Genomic DNA, 19,880 nt, shown 5'->3' with positions numbered 1-19,880 from the left:
CGCTCACACCGCCCAGCAAACCGAAGGTTTGCGGTTGAGACAAGGCGCGAAGCCGCAGGCAGTACAAGCGTACGACAAGGCGAAGCAACGACGTATCAAGGGCGGTGTGAGTGGCTCTTAGTGGGATTCGGCTGTCTTGATGACGTCCGACACTTGCGATGGCGTCACATCGCCCTTTTGCCGACCCCAGCGCTGGCGCATGTAGTTGACCAGATCGGCCATATCTTCATTGCTGAGCTGCTCGGCAAAGCCTGGCATGGCCTGCATGCGCTCACCATGAGCCAGGTCTCGCTCGGGCATTCCTTCGCGAATCACGCGCACCAGATTCAACGGCGTGGGGAACATGGCCGTGGTGTTGGTATCCAGGCGCAGCGACGAATGCGGCTGGCCTTGACCATCGACACCATGGCAGCCCGCGCACAGACCGACATAGACACGCTCGCCATTGGCCGACACCGGCGTTTGCGGTGCCTCGGCAGGCAGGGCTGGTGCAAGCTGCGGCTTCTCACCCTGCATCAGGTAGGCGGCCATGGCCTTGAGATCACGCTCGTCCAGATGCGAGCTGGAATGCTCGAGCACGGGGAACATGCCCATGGTCATCACGCCCTGGGACGACAGGCCGGTGCGCAGAAACTGCACCAGTTCCTGCTCGCTCCAGCCACGCTCGGCCATGGCCTTGGGGCGCAGATCGGGGGCATAAGCGCCTTCGATCACATTGCCTGCCAGCGACTTTTTGAGGTCCATGGCAAAGCTGGCGGTGCGCGGTGTGTGGCATTCGCCGCAGTGCCCCAGGGTGTTGACCAGATAGGCACCGCGATCGAGCGTATTGGCGGCTTCAGGCACACCGCCAAGGTTTTGCTCGCCGGCAGGGCGCTCCAGCGCATTCCACAACGCCAGACCGGGGCGAATGCTGAACGGGAAGTTCATCTCGGGCTGGCGGTTAGCCACTTCCACCGCGGGCTGGTCCTGCAACCAGACCCACAGTGCATCGACGTCGGCACGTGTGATGTCGTGATAGCTGGCGTAAGGCATGGCCGGGTACAGGTTCTTGCGCCCCGGAGCCATGCCACGCGCCACGGCGCGGTAGAGGTCGTCAGCCGACCAGTTGCCGATGCCATGCTCCTTGGAGGGCGAGATGTTCGTGCCGTACAGCGTGCCCATGGGCGTGACCATGGCCATGCCGCCCGCCAGCTCGGCCCCCGTGGTGGGCGAGCTGTGGCAGGCCGCGCAGTCGGCGGCGCGAAATACCTGCAGACCGCGGTCAGACAGCTTCTGCTTTTGCTCGGGGCTGATGCTGGCAAAGTCCACCGTGGCAGCAGGCACGCTGCCGCTTGAGCTGCCGGCGATGTACATACCACCCAACACCACCACGGCAGCAGCGGCAATGCCCACCGCAATCTTGGTCAACTTGCTACGTTGGGTTTTATCCATGACGGCTGACCTCCCGCGTGCGCTGGCCCATGGTCAGGCCGGGCGTGGCCAGAATCAGGTCGCGCACGGCGTGGTAGTAACGCACATAGCCGGTGCAGCGGCAGATGTGCTTGTCCAGCGCGGCTTCCACGACCTCTTCCACCGCATTGGCAGCCACGGGTTGGGCGCGCAGTTGCTCCATCAGCACGGTGGCCGAGTTCACAAAGCCCGGTGTGCAATAGCCGCACTGGAAAGAGAAATGCTCAAGAAAAGCCTGTTGCACGGCCGAGGCCACGGGCTGGCCTTTGTCATCGGTGCTGGCCGCACCTTCGATAGTGCGGATGCTTTTGCCGTTGAGCCAGCTGACGCCGGTCACACAGGCAGGCACCGTGTGCGAGCCCTTTCCGGGCTCATCGACGATGACGGTGCAAGCACGGCACACGCCCTGGCCGCAGCCCAGACGGGTGCCGGTCAGGCCCTGATATTCCTGCAGAAACTCAATCATCATCAGGTCCTGCGGCAGATCGTGCGGACCGGTCTTCTGACCGTTGATGGTGGCGGAAAACTGGATACGTTGCTGCATCACAATGCCTTCTTGATTCGTTCCGCGCTCAGCGGCAATTGATAGAAACGCTTGCCAGTGGCATGGGCCACGGCATTGGCGCAGGCAGCAACTACGGGAATCATCACCACTTCGGCCATGCCCTTGGGCGGATCGGTACGCGAGACCGGCGGCAGCACATGGCCCTCGGCCGTCCACACGGCCAGCTCGCTGGCGCGCGGCAGGTGATAGCGATTGAAGCTCCAAGTGCCATTGCCGGGGCCGGTGGGGCCCAGCGGCAGCTCTTCGTACAGCGCATGGCCTATGCCCATGGCCACGCCGCCCTGCAGCTGACCCGAGACCAGCTCGGGCACGATTTGCGAGCCGCATTCCAGCCAGGTCTTGTGGCCCAGCAAGCTCACTTTGCCGGTGCCGGTAGACACAGCCAGCTCCACCAGGGTGGCGCAAGGTGCGTAATACACCGCTCCCGCCGCCAGGCGATGCACGGGTGGATAGCTGACCTTGACGCGCGGCTGGAAGGCATAACCGGCGCTGTCCATGGCCGCTTTCTTGGCGGCATCGGCACCCTTGCCAAAACGCACGGACAGAGCGTCAATCTCGGCGCTGAAGCGCTGACCGCCCAGCTCGAACTCGGCACTGGCCCAGGAGCGGCGGTTGAAGGTATGGACACAGACACCCGTGACCAGGCCCAGCTCATGGGCTCGCGCGGCCAGGCGCTCGAAGCTCAAAGGCTCCATCGCTCCGGCGACCAGCTTGCCGTCTACCCATTCGGCCTGATCCAGCGTAACTGGCATGCCCTGCAGCGGGCCACCAAACGGATTGCCCCAGATGGACAGCGCCGCAGGCCACAGACCGTGGGCCAGCAGCAGCTTGGCCGCCTGACGCGTGGTGTGGGTGAAGTAATAGGCAGAATTGGAGGCCGACTGTGGCGATGTGAAGCTGGGCACCCAGTACGGGTCCTGCGACTGACGGTCTTCATCGGCCTGGGGCGTGGAATTGGGCTGCTCCTGCGTGTGCACCGGCATCTCGGGCCACTTCTGGGCGGCGAACTCCACCTCGTCCACGGGGCGACCCAGAAAAGGCTGGGCCGCCAGCATCTGCGCGGTACTGGTGCCCGTGCCGATTTCTGCCGTGATGTGCTTCATCTTGAGCTTGCCCTCGGGCGACAGCTCAATCAGCGCCAGCGCGGCCTCACCGGCGGTACCAAAGCTTTTCTGCACCGAGGCAAAGCCCACGCCATAGCGCATGCCGGGGTTGGCGGCTTCGTACTCGGCCTTGCGCTTGGCGCGGTTCGTCCACACGGAATTTTTCGCTGCCAGCGCCAGGATTTCGCCAATGCGCAGATGACCTGCGGGCACGGCTCCCTGGGTGTTGCGCAGACCTGTGCGCAGCATGTTTTTCTGGCGCAGCGCAATCGCATCCATGCCCAGCTGTTCGGCAATTTCGTCGACCAGCATCTCGGTGGGTGCCATGGACTGCAAGGTACCGTAGCCGCGCACCGACCCGGCCGTCACCTCGCTGCTGGGGTAGACCGCCACGGACAGATCGCTCTTGGGAAAGTAGTACACGGACTGCGAGGACGCCACGCCCAGTGTGCCCACCGAGGGGCTGAAATTCATGGTGCCGCCGCCGTCGCCGCGCATGTCCACCGAGAACGCCTGAAACTGGCCTGCAGCATCCACGGCAATCGTGGTCTTGAGATCGAACGGATGGCGCTTGAGCGCGAACTGAAAATGCTGCCAGCGGTCCAGCGCCAGGCGCACGGGCCGACCTTCTGCATACAACGCAGCCAGTGCCACGTAATACGGGAAGGAGTGGTGCTCCTTCTGGCCGTAGCCCACAGTGAAAGCGCTCAGGTAGTCCATCTCATGGAGCGCAAAGCGGCTGGCCTTGACCATGCCGACCATATGGCCCGCCGTGGCATAAGGTGCCTGTGTGGCACCGACCATGTGCATCACGCCCTTGGTGGGCTCGTACCAGGCCAGACCGTTCTCCGGCTCCAGCGCTGCAGGCTCCATGGACTGGCTGTGATAGTCGCGTGAGAAGACCTTCACCCCTTCAGGCGGCTGCTTGAGCAGTTGCTGAATGTCAGCCGAGTACTGCATGGCCTTGCCGTGCTTGGGGTGGTCCACACCCGGCCACTGGACTTCAGGGCCGGTGAGCTGGGGACGAATAATCCCGTCCGTCAGCGGCGCGTAGAGATCAGGTTCGTCATGTTTTTCGGCACCCATGCGCACATAGCGCGCCGCCACATAAGGCTTGCGCTGGGGCGGCGTAGCCGCCGCACCATATTTGAAGATGCCTTCATTGAAGCGCAGCAGGCGCACGGCCTGACGATAGCGCTCGTAGTCATGCCAGATACCGAGTGCCACGGGCTGACCCAGCATGGGCGAAACCTGGCCGCGCGGCAGAAAATAGCTGCCGTAAAAACCCGGTTCGGGCATGCGCACGCCATCGGCCTCGGCGCGTTCCGCATCCACCAGCACATCGGGTGCCAGCTCCTTGCCCAGCACCGACAGGTCCAGACCTTCGTAGATGCAGTCGGCGCGCGGAATCATGATCAAGAGCGCGTAGGACTGCTGGGCAGGCCAGCCCGTCATGTCTCTGGCACGCAGATCGATGGCAAACAGCTTCTGCCCCGTAACCTTGGCCATGCCATCGCGCCGGTAGCGCAGTTGCCCGCCTGCCAGCCAGCCGCCATCCTGCCCTGCAGCAGGCTCGACCATGGCGGCAAGCGCTTGCTCCAGCGGGCGCACGCCGGCAATCACCCCCAGAGCGGCGGCAGCCTTCAAAAAGCTGCGCCGACTCAAATCTGATTTGGGCACATTCATTCTCCATTGAGCAAACAGCAGCGGCCGCGCTGCAGCGCCGTGGTTGCGATTGATTCATTCCTGCCACGCAACCCGCCCAAGAACAGTGCTTGCTGTTCAGTCCTCTGTGGTGGGCAGTCCGTGCTGCCACCTGGATGAACCCCAAATCGATTTGAAGATCATTTCAACAGTTCCATATATAAGGAACAGGCAGTAAAGCAAGTTACCCAAATCGATTTGGGCAAAGTAAAGTATACAAAACCTTTACTCATGCCGACTGAGCCTGCTGAAATGACCACCAGCGCTTGCAGGGACCAGTCCACTGGCGAGGCAGCGCAGGTCTGATCCAACCGCTTTTTTCCGAGAAACCCCATGGCCGACTCATCCGCCCAACGCATCACCATTGCCGACGTGGCCCGAGAGGCCGGTGTTTCACGCACCACGGTTTCGCACGCACTCAACGGCCGCGGCCAGGTGGATCCCGCCACCCGCAGCAAGGTAGAGGACGTTGCACGCAGCCTGGGATACCGGCCCAACCGCCATGCCCAGCGCCTGCGCACTGGCGGCACCAGCATGATTGCGCTGCTGTCGTCCATGCCCTTCACCGTCTCGGGCGGGCCATCACGACTGGGGTTTTTCATGGAAGTGGCATCAGTCGCCGCCACCTCGGCGCTGGAGCGCGGCCTGGTCATGGCTCTGGTGCCACCCCACAGACCCGATCAAAACTCGCTGAACCTGCTCGACATAGATGGCGCTCTGGTCATAGAGCCGCAGGCCGGCGATCCTCAACTGGCTGCGCTGCTGGCACAGGGCCTGCCCGTGGTGTCGATTGGCCGCCCTGGCGGCGACAACATCGACGTTCCCTATGTGGATCTGCTGTCCGGCCCGGCCACGCAAATGCTGCTGACCCATATGCTGGCTCAGGGCGCGCAGCGTATTGCGCTGGTGGTTGGCGCTTCGGAACGCACCTCGTACAGCCAGGCCGAGCAGGCTTATGCAGCCATGGCTGCCGGCCACGGCATGCAGCCCGTGACGCTGCGCCTGGATGAAGCGCTGGGAGAGGATGGCGGCTATGCCGCAGCCCGTCAGTTGCTGACGGAGCACCCCGAACTCGATGCCATGCTGGTCATGGTCGATGCCTTTGCCGTGGGCGCAGCCCGCTATGCACAGGAGGCAGGACGGCGCATTCCCGAAGAGCTGATGCTGGCCACCCGCTATGACGGCTTGCGTGCACGCAGCTGCGAGCCGCCGTTGACGGCTCTGGACCTGCATCTGGAAACCGTGGCACAGCAGGCCGTGGACTTGCTGTTCGAGCATCTGCGTGGCGACATGACGCGGCGCACGGCAAGCAGCCCCCTGCCCAGTCTGGCGCTGCGCCGGTCCACACAAAGAAAGCCCCGCTGAATCTCTTCAACGAGGCTTTGCAATGTCTCTCAGCGCTTGAAACTATCAAAACAATAGCTGCTTGCGCTTTCCAGTATTTGGCTTCAAGCCATTTTCACCCCAATTCTCAAGCAGCAGCAAAACGCGCAAAGGCCGCGTCCAGCTGTTCAATCCAGGTGCTCTTCTGAGCATCGCTGGCAAAGCTGGCTTCCAGACTATTGCGCGCCAGCTGGTAAGCCTCATCTGCGCCCATGCCCGTCGCGGCAAAGAGCTGGGTGTAGTTCTCGTTCACATAGCCGCCAAAGTAGGCCGGGTCATCCGAGTTGATCATGACCTTGAGGCCTGCCTTCAAGAGACGCGGCAAGTTGTGATCCGCCAGGTCTTTGACCACACAGAGCTTGAGATTGGACAGCGGGCAGACCGTGAGCGGAATCTGCTCCTTGGCCAGTCGCACCATCAACTGCTCGTCTTTTTCAGACTGCACACCGTGGTCGATACGCTCCACCTTCAGCACATCCAGCGCGCCCCAGATATAGGCGGGCGGGCCCTCTTCACCCGCATGTGCGACGAGGCGCAGGCCCAGTTCCTTGCAGCGTGCAAACACGCGCTCAAACTTCTCTGGCGGGTTGCCCAGCTCGCTGCTGTCCAGCCCCACTCCGATAAAGCGGTCGCGCAGCGGCAGTGCGGCTTCCAGCGTCTGCAAAGCGCTTTCTTCGCTCAGGTGGCGCAAGAAACTCAGAATCAGCGTGGCCGAGATGCCTTGCTCAATCTGCGCATCGCGACAGGCGCGGTACAGGCCGTTGATGATGGTTTCCATGGCCACACCGCGCTCGGTATGGGTCTGGGGGTCGAAGAAAATTTCCGTGTGCACCACGTTATCGGCCACGGCGCGGTTCAGGTAGGCGCGCGCCATGTCGTAGAAATCTTGCTCGTGCAGCAGCACGCTGGCACCCGCGTAGTAGATATCAAGAAAGCTCTGCAGATCGGTGAAAGCATAGGCGGCACGCAGCGCTTCCACGCTGTCATAGGCCAGCTTCACGCTGTTGCGCTGGGCCAGCGCAAAGATCAGCTCAGGCTCCAGCGAGCCTTCGATATGCATGTGCAGCTCTGCCTTGGGCATGGCTTGCAGTAATTCGGGCAGGCGCGCAGTCTCGATAGGGGGGACGGAATGTTTCATCAGCAAACTCCGAAGGTGATACCTTGAGATTTGAGGAAGCGGCGATAGGCCGAGGACATACGGTCAGCTGCCGAGTGCATTTCCGCACGCGGGTCCAGTGGCAGAGCCTTGGGCAGTTGCGATTCCAGCACGGGCTGGTCCTGCACAAAGATGGTGTGCTGGAAGGTTTGCAGCTGCTCGTCGGTCGATTCAAAGTCTGCCACAGCTAGGCGGAACCAGACACGGCTGATTTCCGGGGTGACGGGGCAGATGAACAGGCCAATCTGTTCGCGCCAGCCTTGCTTGGAGCTGCCTTCTTCCGGAATCTTGGTCAGCACGGCGGTGTAGGGAGCCGTCACCTCGTAGGTGTATTCGACTTCAGCTGGCTGTGTGGAGTGCAGGTTGGACTGAGGTTGCACGGCCTTGCAGCCTGTGGCGATAACGCCCGTATCCTTGGCCTCGACCTTGTAAGTCGCCATGGCCGTGGCATCGCGGCTGCCCAGCCAGCCTTCGTGCACAAAGCCGAAGTGGGACATGTCGAGGAAGTTTTCGATGATGCGGGGTGCGCTGGCGGCGACGTCGTAGGGGCCGCAGTTCACTTTGCGCAGGTGCTCATCAGACTCGGCAGCGAACACGGGCAACTGGCTGTCGCCAGATTCCAGACGCACCCAGACCAGACCATAGGCTTCCTGCACTTCAAAGGCCTTGACGCGCTGCGACGCGGGGGGCGTGAAGTCAGGCACTGCGGGCACTTTGACGCACTGGCCGCCCGTCGAGAATTGCCAGCCGTGATAAGGGCACTCAAGATTGCCGTTTTCCACGCGACCCATGGACAGGCGCGCGCCGCGGTGGGGGCAGCGATCCACAAAGGCCTGGACCTCACCTTCAGCATTGCGCCACAGCACCACAGGCTGCTCCAGCAGTTGAACGGACAAGGGTGCGCTCACTACTTCAGAATTTTTGGCAACAGGATGCCAGAGGGTACGTTCAGTCATGGGGTTACTCATTTTTATCAAAACAAAGGGCCGCTCTGCGGCGGCCCTGTCACAGCACAAGAGTGCTGGTTAACGGCGCTTACTTGGAGTCGCCACCGGGGACCTTGCCTTCCACGCCCTTGACGTAGAAGTTCACGCCCTTGAGGAAGGCATCGTCAGCCACTGCACCCGCAGCGACCAGTTCCTTGCCATCCTGGGCGGCGATCGGGCCCTTCCAGATATGGAATGTACCGTCCTTCAGTCCCTTCTTCACTTCCTCAACCTTTGCCTTGGCTTCAGCGGGGATGTCTTCAGCCATGGAAACGAGGTCGATCGCGTCTTCCTTCACACCCCACCAGGATTGCTGGCTCTTCCAGGTACCGTTCAGCACGGAGTTGGCGGTCTGGATGTAGTAGTTGGTGGGGTTGAAGATGGCCGATGCCAGGTGAGCCTTGGGGCCGTAGGCGGTCATGTCCGAATCCCAACCAAAGGCGCGCTTGCCCTTTTCTTCAGCGGTCTTGAGCACGGCAGGCGAGTCTGTGTTCTGGAACAGGATGTCGGCGCCGCCGTTGATCAGGCTGGTGGCAGCTTCTGTTTCCTTGGGAGGAGCGAACCATTCGTTGACCCAGACCACCTTGGTCTTGATCTTGGGGTTCATGGACTGAGCGCCCAGCGTGAAGCTGTTGATGTTGCGCAGCACTTCAGGAATTGGCACGGAGCCCACCACGCCCAGCGTGTTGGTCTTGGTCATGGCACCAGCGATCACGCCAGCCAGGTACGCACCTTCGTAGGTACGGAAGTCATAAGTGCTGGCATTGGCAGCCGTCTTGTAGCCAGTGGCGTGTTCCCACTTCACATCGGCAAATTCGGGGGCCAGCTTCTGGATGGTGTCCATGTAGCCGAAGGTGGTGCCAAAGATCAGCTTGTTGCCTTGAGCCGCCATGTCGCGCAGCACGCGTTCGGCGTCAGCGCCTTCGGGCACGCTTTCCACGTAGGAGGTCTTGATCTTGTCGCCCAGAGCGGCTTCCAGCGCCTTGCGGGCCTGATCATGTGCAAACGAATAACCACCATCACCCACAGGGCCCACATACGCGAAAGCGATTTTCAGGGCCTCGGGCGCTGCAGGAGCTGGTGCGGTAGCAGGAGCAGCGGCCGGTGCAGGTGCTTCTTCCTTCTTGCCGCAGCCCACGAGAGCTGCCGAAGCCACGGCTGTCAGGGCGGCGACCTTGATCAATGAACGCTTGTTGAAATCAGTCATTCGTCTTTCCTTGGATAAGTTGAGGTAGTTATTCAATGCAAACGCGATGTCAGACAGAACCCCATCGCGCCTTAATCAATATATGCATAAATTGAGCCAAGTTGCAGACGGGTATCTCTAAAACGACAGCGCAAAAACAAAGGCCCCGAAGGGCCTTGGACGGACGCCTCTCAGGCGTCCTGCAAACAATGCTTACTTGGCACCGGGCACTTTGCCCTCGATACCGTTCACATAGAAGTTGATGCTGCGCAGCCAGGCATCATCGGCCACCTTGCCGGCTTCCAGCACTTCCTTGCCAGCGTTGTCCTTGACGGGACCTGTCCAGACAGCAAACGTGCCATCCTTCATGCCGGCCTTGGCCTTCTCGACCTTGTCCTTGATTTCCTGGGGCACATCGTCAGCGATCTTCTTCAGATCGATGGCGCCTTCCTTCACGCCCCACCAGAAGTTGCCGGTCTGCCACTTGCCGTCCAGCGTGTCCTGCACCACCTTGGTGTAGTAAGGAGCCCAGTCAATCACAGCCGAGCCCAGGTGAGCCTTGGGTGCGAAGCCGCTCATGTCGCCGTCCTTGCCGAAGGCGCGTGCACCGCGCTCTTCAGCCGTCTTCAGCACAGCGGGAGAGTTAGTGTTCTGGTACATCACGTCCACACCGCCGTTGATCAGGCTGTTGGCCGCTTCAGATTCCTTGGGAGGCGCAAACCATTCGTTCACCCAGACCACCTTGGCCTTGATGGAAGGATCAACGCTCTGGGCACCCAGCACGAAGGAGTTGATGTTGCGCACCACTTCAGGGATTGGCACCGATGCCACCACGCCCACAGTCTTGGTCTTGGTCATGGCGCCAGCCACGATACCGGCCAGGTAGGCACCTTCAAAGGTCTTGGTGTCGTACACGGCAGCGTTGTCGGCCGTCTTGTAGCCGGTAGCGTGTTCAAACTTCACGCCCTGGCTGTCGGCAGCGACCTTCTGCACAAAGTCCTGGTAGCCAAAGCTCGTGGCGAACACCAGCTTGTTGCCCTGACCGATCATGTCGCGCATCACGCGCTCGGCGTCAGCGGACTCAGGCACGCTCTCAACCATGGAGGTTTCGATCTTGTCGCCAAACTTTTCCTGAATGGCCTTGCGACCCAGCTCGTGCTGGAAAGTCCAGCCGCCGTCGCCGATGGGGCTCACATACATGAAGCCAACCTTGAGCTTGTCTGCAGCAGGAGCCGCAGCTGCTGGCGCAGCAGCGGGGGCGGCAGGAGCCTCCTCCTTCTTGCCGCAGGCTGTCAGAACGGCCATGGAAACAGCCGACAGGCCAATCATCTTGATCAGAGCGCGCTTGCCCAGAGTGTTCATTGTCATTGTCCTCATGTATTTTTTAAAAAACGGATTGCACCACATCTGGGCGTCAAGCTCCAGGGTAGAAGGGTTTTCCCAGGGATGCAGGCATGTTGGCGCGAATCCACGCGGGGTTACGCGAGATCAGCACCAGCACCACGATGGTGGCCAGGTACGGCAGCATGGACAGAATCTGGCTCGGAATCTGTACGCCCGTGGCCTGCAGGTGGAACTGCAGCATGGTCACGCCACCAAACAAGTAAGCACCCAGCAAAATACGGGCCGGACGCCAGGTGGCAAAGGTGGTCAGCGCCAGCGCAATCCAGCCGCGGCCCGACACCATGTTTTCCACCCACAGTGGTGTGTAGACCACCGAAATATAGGCTCCAGCCAGACCGCACATGGCACCGCCAAACATCACCGCCATCAGGCGAATGCGGCGCACGGGGTAACCCAGTGCATGGGCTGACGAAGGCGACTCACCCACGGCGCGCAGCACCAGGCCAGCACGCGTGCGGTACAGAAACCAGACCATGACAGCAGCCAGAGCGATCGAGCCGTACACCAGCGGGTGCAGGGTGAACAGCGCAGGGCCCACCACAGGCAGATCAGCCAGACCGGGAATGGCAAACTTGGGCAGCTCAGGCAGCTTGGCCTGCACATAGCCCAGACCCACAAAGGCCGAGAAGCCTGCGCCAAACAGCGACAGCGCCAGACCGGTGGCGTACTGATTGGTGTTGAGCCAGATCACCAGTACACCAAAGATGCCAGCGAGCAACGCGCCAGCCAGCATGCCCGCGCCAAAACCCACCAAAGTGCTGCCAGAGTGAACCGTGGCGGCAAAGCCCGCAATGGCGGCGCAGAGCATCATGCCCTCAGCCCCCAGATTGACGATGCCAGCTTTTTCGTTGATGAGCAGACCCAGAGCCGCCAGCGCCAGAACGGTGCCAGCGCTCAGCGTGGAGCCCAGAAGCAGTGCATAGGATTCCATGGATCAGGCTCCCTTCACTGCAGAAATAGCGGCGCTGGCTTTTTGCGCCACCCAGCGAATGCGGTAAGCCACCAGCGTATCGCAGGCCAGCAGCGTGAACAGCAGCAGGCCCTGAAACACGCCCGTCAGCGCCTTGGGCAGGCCCAGACGCGACTGCGCCAGCTCACCACCGATATAGAACATGCTCATGAGAATGGCCGAGAAAATCATGCCCACAGGGTGCAGGCGGCCCACAAAGGCCACGATGATGGCGGCAAAGCCGTAGCCAGCCGGAACATAGGGCGTGAGCTGACCCAGCGGGCCTGCCACTTCCAGCGCACCTGCCAGACCGGCGGTAGCACCAGAGATCAGCAGCGCCGTCCACAGTGCTTTGCGCGAGGAAAAGCCGGCGTAGCGTGCTGCAGCGGGGGCCAGACCGCCCACCTGCAGCGCAAAGCCAGCGCGGGTGCGGAACAGAAACGCCCACAGCAGACCGGCACCCACCAGCGAAATGATGACGCCGATGTTCATGCGCATGCCCTGCACCAGACGCGGGATCTGTGTCACACGCTCAAAGCTCTTGGTCTGGGGGAAGTTGTAACCCATGGGGTCCTTCCACGGCCCGTAGACCAGATAGCCAAGTACCAGCACGGCCACGTAGACCAGCATCAGACTGACCAGAATTTCGTTGGCGTTGAAGCGATCACGCAGCAACGCCACAATGCCCGCCCAGACCATGCCGCCCAGCATGCCGGCGATCAAAATAGCGGGAACAATCCACGGCCCGGTGGTCTTGTCCGCCAGCAGCGCCATGCCACCTGCGGCCACGGCGCCAATGACAAACTGGCCTTCGGCACCAATATTCCAGATATTGGAGCGAAAGCACACGGCCAGCCCCAGCGCAATCAGCAGCAGCGGCGTGGCCTTCATGGCCAGCTCACCCAAAGCGTAGCCAGACTTGATGGGTTCCCAGAAAAAGGCCTGCAGGCCCTTCACAGGATCTTTGCCCAGCAGGGCAAAAAGGCACACGCCCACCAGCACCGTAATCAGCAGCGCCAGAATGGGAGAGCCATAAGTCCAGAACTTGGAAGCCTGAGGTCGTTGTTCCAGCTTAAGCATGGGCGGCTCCCTGCGCTGCGCCCGTGTTTTCCCACAGGCCACTCATCCATTCACCAATCTGCTGCACCGTGGCATCCGCTCTTTGCACCGAAGGGCTCAGACGCCCCTTGGCCACCACATGCAGGCGGTCACATATCTCAAACAACTCGTCTAACTCCTCACTGAGCACCAGCACCGCGCAGCCTTCATCACGCAGCTTCAGAATGGCGCCACGAATTTGCGCAGCAGCTCCCACATCCACCCCCCAGGTGGGCTGAGAGATGATGAGCAGACGCGGCTTGGCGTCAATTTCACGACCCACAATGAATTTCTGCAGGTTGCCGCCTGACAGCGACTGCGCTGGCGAGGCCGGGCCACCGGCCTTGACGTTGAAGCGCGCAATGATGTCCTTGGCCTGAACCTGCAGCTGGCTCATGCGAATCCAGCTGCCCTTGCCCAGTGCATCCTTGCGGGTCAGCAGCAGGTTGTGAGCCAGCCCCATGCTGGGCACGGCACCGCGTCCCAAGCGCTCTTCAGGCACAAAATGCAGACCCATGCCGCGGCGGCGGCCGGGGCCCATGCGCCCTACGCCCTTACCCAGCAGTTGCACCATTTCAGGCTCGGCACGCGTGTCTTCACCCGACAGCGCATACATCAGCTCTTTCTGGCCATTGCCAGACACACCGGCAATGCCGACCACTTCACCAGCCTTGACCTGTAGCGCAATGCCCTGCAGATCCACACCAAACGCTTCTTGCGTCTTGATGGACAGGCCCTGCACGCGCAACACGGTATCGCCAGTATTGGCGCTGCGGTGCTCCAGCTCTGGCGGCTCCGAACCAATCATCATGCGCGACAGCGAGGCATTGGTTTCATTGGCCGGGTTGCACTCTCCCGTCACCACGCCACCGCGCAGCACGGTACAGGCCGTGCACAGCGAACGAATTTCATGCAGCTTGTGGCTGATGTAGAGAATGGAGCAGCCTTCGGCGGCCAGACGGCGCAGCACGACAAACAGCTTTTCGACGGCCTGAGGCGTAAGCACCGAAGTTGGCTCATCCAGAATCAGCACGCGCGGATTGGTCAGCAAAGCACGGATGATTTCCACACGCTGCATTTCACCCACAGACAGCGTGTGCACAGGGCGATGCGCATCGACATCCAGGCCGTAATCACGCGCCGTGGCTTCCACGCGCTCTATGACCTTGGCCAGGGAAATACTCTTATCCAGACCCAGCCAGACGTTCTCGGCCACGGTCAGCGTGTCAAACAGGCTGAAGTGCTGGAACACCATGGCAATGCCCAGTGCACGGGCTTCTTGCGGGTTACGGATCTGGACCGGCTTGCCGTCCACCAAAATGGTGCCTTCGTCAGGTTTGACGGCACCATAGATGATCTTCATCAGCGTGGACTTGCCAGCGCCGTTCTCGCCCAGAATGGCGTGGATCTCGCCGGGCTTGACTTTCAGCGATACCTTGCTGTTCGCAACAACAGCTGGGTACCGCTTGGTAATACCCTCCAACTGCAGGCGCGCAGGGGCATTCGCAGACGGGGATTGTGTTGGGGGGGGATTCATCGCTGGATTGTCTCTCAATTCAAATAACAAATTGACTCAAACAGGCTCTCTGCGCTGAACAGGAACGGGATACAAGCTATTGATTTCGCAGCGTTAGTGCCACATTTCTCACCACCTCACGCAACCAGCGCGTGGCTGCACCGGCATGCGAACGGGCGTGCCAGAGCTGGTAATAGACCAATGGCGGAAATTCCACGGGGCACGGCAAGATGGCTAAAGGCAGGCGTTCGCTGAAGCGTTCACAGAACAGTCGGCCCGATGTCATCACAAGCAAGCTTGATGCCACCATGTCAGGGATCAGGCTGAAATGCGCGCAACGCGCAACCACCTGGCGGCTCAGCCCCATGCCTGCCAATTGCTCGTCAATCACACCCTGAGCACCGGGATAAGCCGGGGTGGGCGCAATATGCTCGGCCTGCAGCCATTGCGACACATCCCAGCCTCGGCGCACTGCCGGGTGCTTGGGGCTGACGAGGCAGACCACCTCATCCTCAAACAGCTTGGCCATGTGCAGCCCTTCGGGTGGCTGGGGCCAGTTGCCAATCACCACATCAATTTCACCATCGGCCAGCTGACCTTCGTAATGCGCCTCGGCACTCAGCGGCAGAAAATCCACCGGGCAATGGGGTGCCTGTGCCTTGAGGGTTGACATCAGCCGGGGCAGAAACTGCGGGTCCAGATAATCGCTGGCTGCAATCCGGAAGGTACGGGTAGAGGTCCGAGGATCAAACTGGCGCGCATCGCTGAACAGACCTTCGGCGGCGCGAAGAATGTCAGCCGATGGCTGCACCATGCCCAGCCCCACATCGGTAGGCTGCATCTGCGCGCCCGAGCGCACCAGCAAAGGGTCGCCCGCCAGTTCACGCAAGCGGCGCAGTGACGCCGATACCGCTGGCTGATGCATGCCCAGACGCAAAGCAGCACGAGAGACACTGCGCTCGGTCAGCACCGTGTGCAGCACCCGGATCAGGTGCAGGTCTATCTTGTCAAACAAGGTCTGGTCACGCATGGGTCTCGGCTACCCGACCATTGGCTGGCTGGGCCTATTTTATTTTGTCAAAAAGCAGTATCAGAGCGTAACTCAGTCAGCACGTTCAATCCGTCAAGTGATGGACTCAACAGCCATGTTCCAGATGCATGAAACGAGCGCTCACACCGATGCAGCCATCACTTCCACACGATTGCGCCCCTTGCGCTTGGCGGCATAGCAGGCCATGTCCGCTCCCTTGAAGGCCGTAGCGGCGGTGTGATAGCTGGCATCCAGCAGCAACATGCCAATGCTTGCACTCAACATATAGCGCTGGCCCTGATAGGAACCATCCCAGTCCTGAATGGCCATGCACAGCAGCTGCGCGTGGCGCATGCCCTCCTCCCGGCTGACACCAGCCATGAGAATGGCAAATTCATCGCCGCCCACACGGGCCACCCAGCCATGCGGGCGCACTGTGGATTCAATGAGCCGGGCAATATGGCCCAGCACCTCATCCCCCACCTCGCGGCCTCCCTGGCGGTTGACCTGAGAGAAGTGATCCAAGTCTACATACAGCACGATGCCGTGCACTGCGGGCTCCGCCGACGTACGGCTGACAGCGCCCGCAGCGCTCAGGCTCTCCAGATAGTCGGGCGAGGCATATTCACGCAGCCACTCTTTAAGGCGCAAGGCAAAGGCCGTGCGGTTGGGCAGGCGCGTCAGTGGGTCATGCATCGCCTTCCAGCTGGATTGCTCACGCAACTGGCGCTGCGTGGTCACATCTTCAAGCTCCCAGACCAGGTAATGCTCATCCAGCTCCTTGCCTGTCAGCTCCCACACCCGGCTCATGCGCTGCATGCTTTGCCCGTGAATGCGCACCCATATCGGCCTGGAGTCTTTTCGGACAAAGCAGACCTCGCTATCAAATTGGCCGTAGGTATCAAGCGCCCGGCGAACCCGCTCCATCAAGTCTTCGTAGTCCGCATCTGTAGCGCACAGGGCGCGCACCGGCAGCCCCGGCATTTCTCTGGGCTGGTAACCCAGAACTCTGGCGGCCTGCATGCCCACGCGCTGCACCTTGGAGCCATGCGTCACGATCAGGCCCACAGGGGCATAGTCCATCAGCGTTTGCAGTTGCAGCTCCAGCTGACGCTCTCGCTCACCATGCACTTCATAGCCACCGCCCAGGGCCTGCAATGCCGTGCGCAGGGTCTGCGCCTCACCCCAATCATGATCTGACAGAGCCTGCCACCAGTTGGCACCGCGAACTGAAGAATCCACTTCCAGCATCAGGCCGCGGCGCTCAGCCCACTCTGCCGTGCGGAACAAGGCGGTGAGCGGATAGGCAATCAGGCAGAGCACTGCCCCCAGTGCCAGCGCCACGGCCAGCAAGGCAGCTGCCAGCCAGCCCATCATTTTTGATGAAATACCGGGCACCCATTCCTGAACATCGCTCATCTTGAGCAGCGTCCATTGCGCCCAGGGCAAGGGCATGGCGCTCAAGAGTTTGTTATTGCGCTGTTCACTGACAGCACCAGCCTGCGCGGTCTTGAGCCAAACGGGGTCCAGCTCTTTGAGCAATGCCGTACCACCTGCAGCAGGCAATTGCCACTCGCCTTTGCTGCTGAGTGCCAGAGGATGCAGGTCACGGTCAATCAGCAGCAACTGGCTGCCTGCATTGGCAGACCCCACTTCCAGAGAGAACAGCACCGTCAGAGGCACTTTGTAAGTGCCGCCCAGCACGCCTTTCAGTTTGCCCTGCGCATCACGCACTGGCACCACGCTATGAAATTCCAGCTGCAAACCCGCATCACCAGGACGCACCCACGCCTGAGTCATCGGTTTGCCTTCGGCCAGCGCCCGCTTAAGGACTTCGCGCAGCGGCTCATCCAGCTGGTGCAATGGCCTGGCCTGCTCTTTATTCAGATTGACCAGCAACTGCCCCTTGCCATTGGCCAGTTGCACTTGCTCAAATTGCTGAGCCAAGGATGCCGGCTGCTCAAGCATGGCCTCCATCGCTTCCGGAGAGTCCTGCATGTGCTCTGACAGCACCATGGCCAAGTTATGCAAAGGCTTTTGCTGCTGCTCGACCCGAAAGGCCAGCGACCGGGCCGCGTACTCCAGCGCCTTGGTCTGCGCAGGCAGGGCGCCCTCCATGACGACCTTGCGCATGGAATAAGCCATCCAGCCCGCAGCGCCCGCCCCCACCAGTAGCACCGCAATCATGGCGATCAATACCATGCTGCGCAGCATGGGGCCGGGGCTTTTACGAAGCATGCCGACATGTGCACCCAAGGCTGAATCCACAGGCTGCGGCGGAGCAACCCATGGGGGTTCTGCTTGCAAGAGTGGAACAGTGTCTGACATAGGCTTCAATATAGAGAGCCCGTGCACACTGGCTCACGAGAGTAAACCCCGGAGACTGTTAGCAAACACTGCTCCAGCCGCCTCTCATGGAGCGCAAAGCCAAGCGCTGCATGGCCTGCAAGGCATCACCGGGACTTACCCCAGCGCCAGCACTTCCAGTGCACCCGGCTTGGGCAGTTCAATGACATTACCCCGCCCAGCAATGAGGCCATGGTCGCGCAACTGCCTGAGCACGCGCGAGAAAGTTTCAGGCGCTATCCCCAGCTGAGCCGCTATCAGGCGCTTGCGGGCGTTCAGCGTGACGCGAAGACCCACGCCATCTGCGGCGGGGGTTGCATGGTGCAACAGCCACTGGGCGCAGCGCGCTTCAGCATCTTGCGCCAGACGGCTGACGGCCAGCTCGGTCTGCGAGCAATAGGCCTTGGCCAAGTCTTTCACCAGTTGCTGCACCGTCACTGGCAGCTCGGCCACCGCTGCCTGAAAGCGGGTCAAGGGAATGGTGTAGATGCGCCCTGCCGTCTGGGCCTGCATATCAAAGCAAGACGGGCGATCTTGCAAAGCAAAGGCGGCATCCAGCCATGCAGGCCCATCCACCTGCCCGAGCTGGTGGCGCATGGAGGAGTCCTGGCCCACGCCCAGCATGACGCTGCCGCTTTCCAGATACAGCACCGAATCTATGGGTTGGCGACGTTGCCTGAGCCATGAGCCTGGAGCAAAGCTCTCAGGCTGCCCAAACTTGGAGGCAGCTTGCGACAGGGAGGGCATGGTAAACATATAGGCCTCACTGTGCCGGGCTTCGCCCTGCCCTGCATTGAGCCAAGTCAACAAGGCAGGAAGGTATTCGCAACCTCTGCGTAACTGCATCGCAAAAAATGCATGGGTACAAACAAAAAGGCCGCAGTCGAAACTGCGGCCTTTTTACTCTTTACAAGCGTGCTATCAGTTCACGGCAGCGCCGGACTCATACCAGGTCTTGACCAGATTGCGCTCGTCATCAGACAGTGCGCCTGGGTTGCCAAAAGGCATCTTCTTCAGCTGAACCACCTGTTGGTAGATCTGCTGAGCGTGCGACTTCACAGCTTCTGGCGAATCCAGACGGATACCCTTTTGCTGGATGGCAGCACCGTGGCACAGCACGCAATGCTGCTGGAAAATGCCGTTGACCTTGGCAAAGCCTTCGCCACCGGCTGCGGGTGCAGCAGCGACAACAGCTTCCGCTGCAGGTGCTGCAGGCTCAGCGGCGGGGGCTGCAGCCTCAGTTGCAGGAGTAGCGGCTGCGGGAGCAGTCGTTACAGCAGCAGCGGGTGCTGCTGCGGCAGGTGCAGGAGCGGGCTTGAGCCAGACAAACACAGCCAGCAAAGCGGCAACGCCAACTGCTGCATAAGGCCATGGGTGGCTGTTACGACCCAGCTTGTAGCCGTGGCGCATCACGAAGAACTGACGAATGGCCGCACCAGCGAACATCATGCCAATCAGCACAACCCAGTTCATCTTGTGGCTGTACAACCAGCCATAGTGGTTCGACAACATGGCGAACAGCACAGGCAGGGTGAAGTAGGTGTTGTGCACGCTACGCTGCTTGGCGCGCTGGCCGTGACGTGGGTCCACGGGATCGCCGGCCTTCAGAGCGGCAACCACCTTGCGCTGGCCAGGAATGATCCAGAAGAACACGTTGGCGCTCATGGAGGTCGCGATCATCGCGCCCATCAGCAGGAAGGCTGCTTGACCAGGGAAGATGTGGCAAGCCAGGTAAGCTGCAATACACACCAGCACCAGAACCAGAGCACCAACCGTCGCATCGCCGTTCTTCTTTTGACCGAACGTGCGGCAAACGAAGTCATACAGCAGCCAGAACACTACCAGGAAGGCCAGAGCCGAACCGATAGCAGCAGGTGCGCTCATGGCATTGGCATCACCAGGAGTGACCAGGTAGATGTTTGCGTTCCACAGGTAGGAAACCGTCAGCAAGGCAAAACCGGACAGCCACGTGCTGTAGCTTTCCCAGTAGAACCAGTGCAGGTTA

The 19,880-nt window shown here is 61.0% G+C and carries 15 protein-coding genes; 1 reads left to right on the top strand and 14 read right to left on the bottom strand.

Annotated elements, in window-relative coordinates; genetic code table 11:
- Positions 1 to 117: 117 nt before the first annotated feature.
- Genes RSF91_RS12310 through RSF91_RS12300 form a run of 3 tightly spaced genes read right to left on the bottom strand, consistent with a single transcriptional unit; the run spans position 118 to position 4,803 of the window.
- Entirely contained in the window at positions 118 to 1,431 is a 1,314-nt protein-coding gene (locus RSF91_RS12310) for a cytochrome c (protein ID WP_332568694.1), read from the bottom strand.
- The gene (locus tag RSF91_RS12305) at positions 1,424 to 1,993 is read right to left on the bottom strand and encodes a (2Fe-2S)-binding protein (protein ID WP_332568693.1); all 570 of its coding nucleotides are present in this window, start codon (positions 1,991 to 1,993) and stop codon (positions 1,424 to 1,426) included. The genes RSF91_RS12310 and RSF91_RS12305 overlap by 8 nt, the downstream gene beginning before the upstream one ends.
- On the bottom strand, positions 1,993 to 4,803 hold the full coding sequence (locus RSF91_RS12300) for a xanthine dehydrogenase family protein molybdopterin-binding subunit (RefSeq protein ID WP_332568692.1): 2,811 nt from the start codon (positions 4,801 to 4,803) through the stop codon (positions 1,993 to 1,995). The genes RSF91_RS12305 and RSF91_RS12300 overlap by 1 nt, the downstream gene beginning before the upstream one ends.
- 351 nt (positions 4,804 to 5,154) lie before the next feature.
- On the opposite strand from RSF91_RS12300, the gene RSF91_RS12295 reads away from it, so the two are divergent.
- Positions 5,155 to 6,186: a LacI family DNA-binding transcriptional regulator gene (locus RSF91_RS12295; RefSeq protein ID WP_332568691.1), complete on the top strand. Its 1,032-nt coding sequence runs from the start codon at positions 5,155 to 5,157 to the stop codon at positions 6,184 to 6,186.
- 106 nt (positions 6,187 to 6,292) lie between these two features.
- On the opposite strand, the gene RSF91_RS12290 is transcribed toward RSF91_RS12295, so the two are convergent.
- The 11 genes from RSF91_RS12290 to RSF91_RS12240 form a co-directional block, all read right to left on the bottom strand.
- Complete coding sequence (locus tag RSF91_RS12290) at positions 6,293 to 7,342, bottom strand: adenosine deaminase (protein WP_332568690.1); 1,050 nt, start codon at positions 7,340 to 7,342, stop codon at positions 6,293 to 6,295.
- Positions 7,342 to 8,316 (bottom strand): aromatic ring-hydroxylating dioxygenase subunit alpha, encoded by a 975-nt coding sequence (locus RSF91_RS12285; RefSeq protein ID WP_332568689.1) that lies wholly within the window; start codon positions 8,314 to 8,316, stop codon positions 7,342 to 7,344. Before RSF91_RS12285 ends, RSF91_RS12290 begins: the two co-directional genes overlap by 1 nt.
- 79 nt (positions 8,317 to 8,395) lie before the next feature.
- Positions 8,396 to 9,553: a BMP family ABC transporter substrate-binding protein gene (locus RSF91_RS12280; protein ID WP_332568688.1), complete on the bottom strand. Its 1,158-nt coding sequence runs from the start codon at positions 9,551 to 9,553 to the stop codon at positions 8,396 to 8,398.
- Between the two features lie 192 nt (positions 9,554 to 9,745).
- On the bottom strand, positions 9,746 to 10,894 hold the full coding sequence (locus tag RSF91_RS12275; protein WP_332568763.1) for a BMP family ABC transporter substrate-binding protein: 1,149 nt from the start codon (positions 10,892 to 10,894) through the stop codon (positions 9,746 to 9,748).
- 52 nt (positions 10,895 to 10,946) lie between these two features.
- On the bottom strand, positions 10,947 to 11,867 hold the full coding sequence (locus tag RSF91_RS12270; protein WP_332568687.1) for an ABC transporter permease: 921 nt from the start codon (positions 11,865 to 11,867) through the stop codon (positions 10,947 to 10,949).
- 3 nt (positions 11,868 to 11,870) lie between these two features.
- Positions 11,871 to 12,965 (bottom strand): ABC transporter permease, encoded by a 1,095-nt coding sequence (locus RSF91_RS12265; protein ID WP_099736020.1) that lies wholly within the window; start codon positions 12,963 to 12,965, stop codon positions 11,871 to 11,873.
- Complete coding sequence (locus RSF91_RS12260) at positions 12,958 to 14,520, bottom strand: ABC transporter ATP-binding protein (protein ID WP_332568686.1); 1,563 nt, start codon at positions 14,518 to 14,520, stop codon at positions 12,958 to 12,960. The genes RSF91_RS12265 and RSF91_RS12260 overlap by 8 nt, the downstream gene beginning before the upstream one ends.
- A gap of 76 nt (positions 14,521 to 14,596) precedes the next feature.
- Positions 14,597 to 15,529, bottom strand: a complete 933-nt coding sequence (locus tag RSF91_RS12255; protein WP_332568685.1) for a LysR family transcriptional regulator — start codon at positions 15,527 to 15,529, stop codon at positions 14,597 to 14,599.
- A 141-nt stretch (positions 15,530 to 15,670) separates the two neighbouring features.
- A complete protein-coding gene (locus RSF91_RS12250; RefSeq protein WP_332568684.1) occupies positions 15,671 to 17,767 on the bottom strand; it encodes a sensor domain-containing diguanylate cyclase in 2,097 nt (698 codons plus the stop codon).
- 225 nt (positions 17,768 to 17,992) lie between these two features.
- Positions 17,993 to 18,631 (bottom strand): Crp/Fnr family transcriptional regulator, encoded by a 639-nt coding sequence (locus RSF91_RS12245; protein WP_332568683.1) that lies wholly within the window; start codon positions 18,629 to 18,631, stop codon positions 17,993 to 17,995.
- Positions 18,632 to 18,796: 165 nt separating this feature from the next.
- Positions 18,797 to 19,880: urate hydroxylase PuuD (locus tag RSF91_RS12240; protein WP_332568682.1), on the bottom strand; the 1,084-nt coding region annotated here is incomplete at its 5' end.

Source organism: Comamonas sp. (genome assembly GCF_036643215.1).
In the GTDB taxonomy this organism is placed as follows: domain Bacteria; phylum Pseudomonadota; class Gammaproteobacteria; order Burkholderiales; family Burkholderiaceae_C; genus Comamonas.
Note: the sequence above shows the minus strand (reverse complement) of the source record. Positions and strands in the feature narration are given on the sequence as shown.